Origin of the sequence: Methylosinus sp. R-45379, from assembly GCF_001644125.1 — a bacterium.
GTDB lineage: Bacteria > Pseudomonadota > Alphaproteobacteria > Rhizobiales > Beijerinckiaceae > Methylosinus.
In genome coordinates this window covers 1-2307 of record NZ_LUUM01000086.1, presented here as the reverse complement: position 1 = coordinate 2307, position 2307 = coordinate 1, and the positions used below count along the sequence as shown (strand labels likewise).

Here is a 2307-nt window from a genome sequence, read left to right as displayed (position 1 = left end):
ATTATCAGCCGCGGAATGAGCTGGATAAGCGCTTCGACGCGCTGGCGCTCAAGATTGAAGAAATTGGAGGCCCGGTTGCGCATCAACTCGCCATGATCGAGCAGCTCAAGCGCGTTGAGGAACGCGCAGAACTCGTCTTCGCTTTGACCGGTCAACGCGCGCATCTCTTCGAGCTTCGCGCTCCAGGGGGCAGCTTTAAGCTCGGCGACGGTAAGGTCGTCGTGAGCTACGAACCGCGCAAACTCGGCGCTGTGTTTCTTCTGGTTCGAGCCCGTGTTGGCCAGCGCGGTGTCGTTTTGGCTGAAATAGCCGCCGAAAATGTAACGCAGCTTGACCGGCCGATCCGTGAAACGGGCCTTCAGCCTGGCCCAGGACGCGGCGATGTCCTTGATCAACGCGTTCGAAATGAGCGCGGTGTTCAAGGCGACAGATTGAACATCTTCTTGGCTTTTGACCTGGGTGGCGACGACGGCCTCGCCGGCGTGCAAGACCAAGTCGTCGAAAATGCCGGCTTCGGGCTCGCTAATGGTGATGCCGCGAAACGTTCCGTCGTTCATAACGCGGAAGATTTCGCAGGCCGAATATTCGTACTGCTTGAAGTAGCCCACGATCGCCGTTTGCTCGCCGGCGGCGGAGTTCTTTTTTTCCTGCGCGTCCATGGGACAATTCTAGCACAATTTCGCCGTCAGCGCGCCTGCGCTGGGGTTGGTTCCGCATCGCCAACAGCTATGTAAGTTCGGCTCGCGGGGAATACACCGGCGCGGAGTATTCACCTATATGCCGTCGGCTGCGGCGGCACGCCCTTGCGCATGTCCGTGTAGCCGAGCGCCAGATGCACCTTCACTCCCGCCGGAACGATCACCTTGGCGCGATCTTCCCGCTTTCGACATTCGTCCGAACGACTTCGGGATCGCTGCCAATAGGTGCGAACACGCGTCTTCCGTCGCTCAATTCGATAGCCGTCATCCCGTCAGGCGCCTGCATGAGGTTCTGCAGAAGATGCGCGGTCGCCACGCCGTTCGGCAGCGCAACGGGCGCAAGTCGAGCGCGCTTCTTCTGCGCAAACCCGACATGCCTCTCCCAAAGGATGTGCAAAGACCAAACGCTACAAGGCGGCGATTAAGACGGCGGCGATTAAGACGGCAAGATAAAGCGAACTGACGTTCGCGCCTCGCTTCGCTCGTAAAGTGTTGTCTGCACATTGGTTTTTGCAGCCTACAAATGCGCAGGCATGGCGCCGTGCGATGTGCGCCGGCTTCCGATCAAAGAGAATTCATGCTTGTTTTCAATGTCATAGACGCCGGCATTGAGGAGGCGCGACGTGGCATGTCCCGCCGTTCCTACGCTGGAGCGAGTGTTTTTGCGATCCACTACGACTGACGCTCGAGTGCCATTGCGCAGACTGATTTCGGCGCCGATCATTTCGGAATGGCGAGCGACGACATAGACAATTTTCACGTTAGACCCGGGCGGTCCCGAGCTGGCGGAAGGAGCGGCAGTCCGCGCTCGCTTTCCTTCGTCCGGCAGGTCGAGATCGCTGTCCAAAAGGCCGGCGGCGATCCGGGCCGGATCGGCCGAGGTCCGGCGGCGGCTAGCGGCCGGAAAGGAGAAGGAGGCGGCCGGTTCAACGCGCGGGGGCGAGGCGCGAAGGTGGCGGCGTCGCTGCCGAGCGACGGCGGCGGCTGGCAGCGCGACTCCGCCGGACGGTTTCGATCGCGTCGCGTCGTCGTCAAGGCGCGCGTCGTGAAGCTCAATCCACAACGCGGCTCTCATAGTGCGAAGATGCGCGGCGCCGCGAGCAAGGCCGTCGACGCCCATCTCCGCTATCTCGAACGCGATGGCGTCACCCACAACGGCGAGAGGGGCCACGCCTACTCGGCGATCGAGAATGAGGCGGACGGCCGCGCCTTTGTCGAGCGCGGACGCGACGATCGTCATCAGTTTCGCTTCATCGTCGCGCCGGAGGACGCCAGTGACATGGCCGACCTGCGGGGCTTCACCCGCGACCTCATGCGGCAGATGGAGAAGGACCTCGACACGGGCCTCGGCTGGATCGCCGTCGACCATCACAACACCGGCCATCCCCACACCCACATCATCGTCCGAGGCGTGCTCGACGACGGCCGCATCCTCAATATCGCCGGCGACTATATCGCTCACGGAGTTCGTCACCGGGCGAGCGAGCTCGTCACGCTGGAACTCGGCCATCAGAGCGAGATCGAGCTTCAGACGAAGCTCGCGAATGAAGTAGCGGCGGAGCGACTGACGCGGCTCGACAAGATGCTGATCGCCGAGCAGCGCGAACAC

Annotated in this window: 2 protein-coding genes; one reads left to right on the top strand and one right to left on the bottom strand. The window is 61.9% G+C overall.

The annotated features are described in order from the left end of the window. Positions 1-659 (bottom strand): hypothetical protein (locus A1351_RS04205; RefSeq protein WP_157096099.1); only part of this gene is annotated, 659 nt, incomplete at its 3' end. A 769-nt stretch (positions 660-1428) separates the two neighbouring features. On the opposite strand from A1351_RS04205, the gene A1351_RS26110 reads away from it, so the two are divergent. Then, on the top strand, positions 1429-2307 hold an 879-nt coding region (locus tag A1351_RS26110), incomplete at its 3' end, for a relaxase/mobilization nuclease domain-containing protein (protein WP_371441447.1).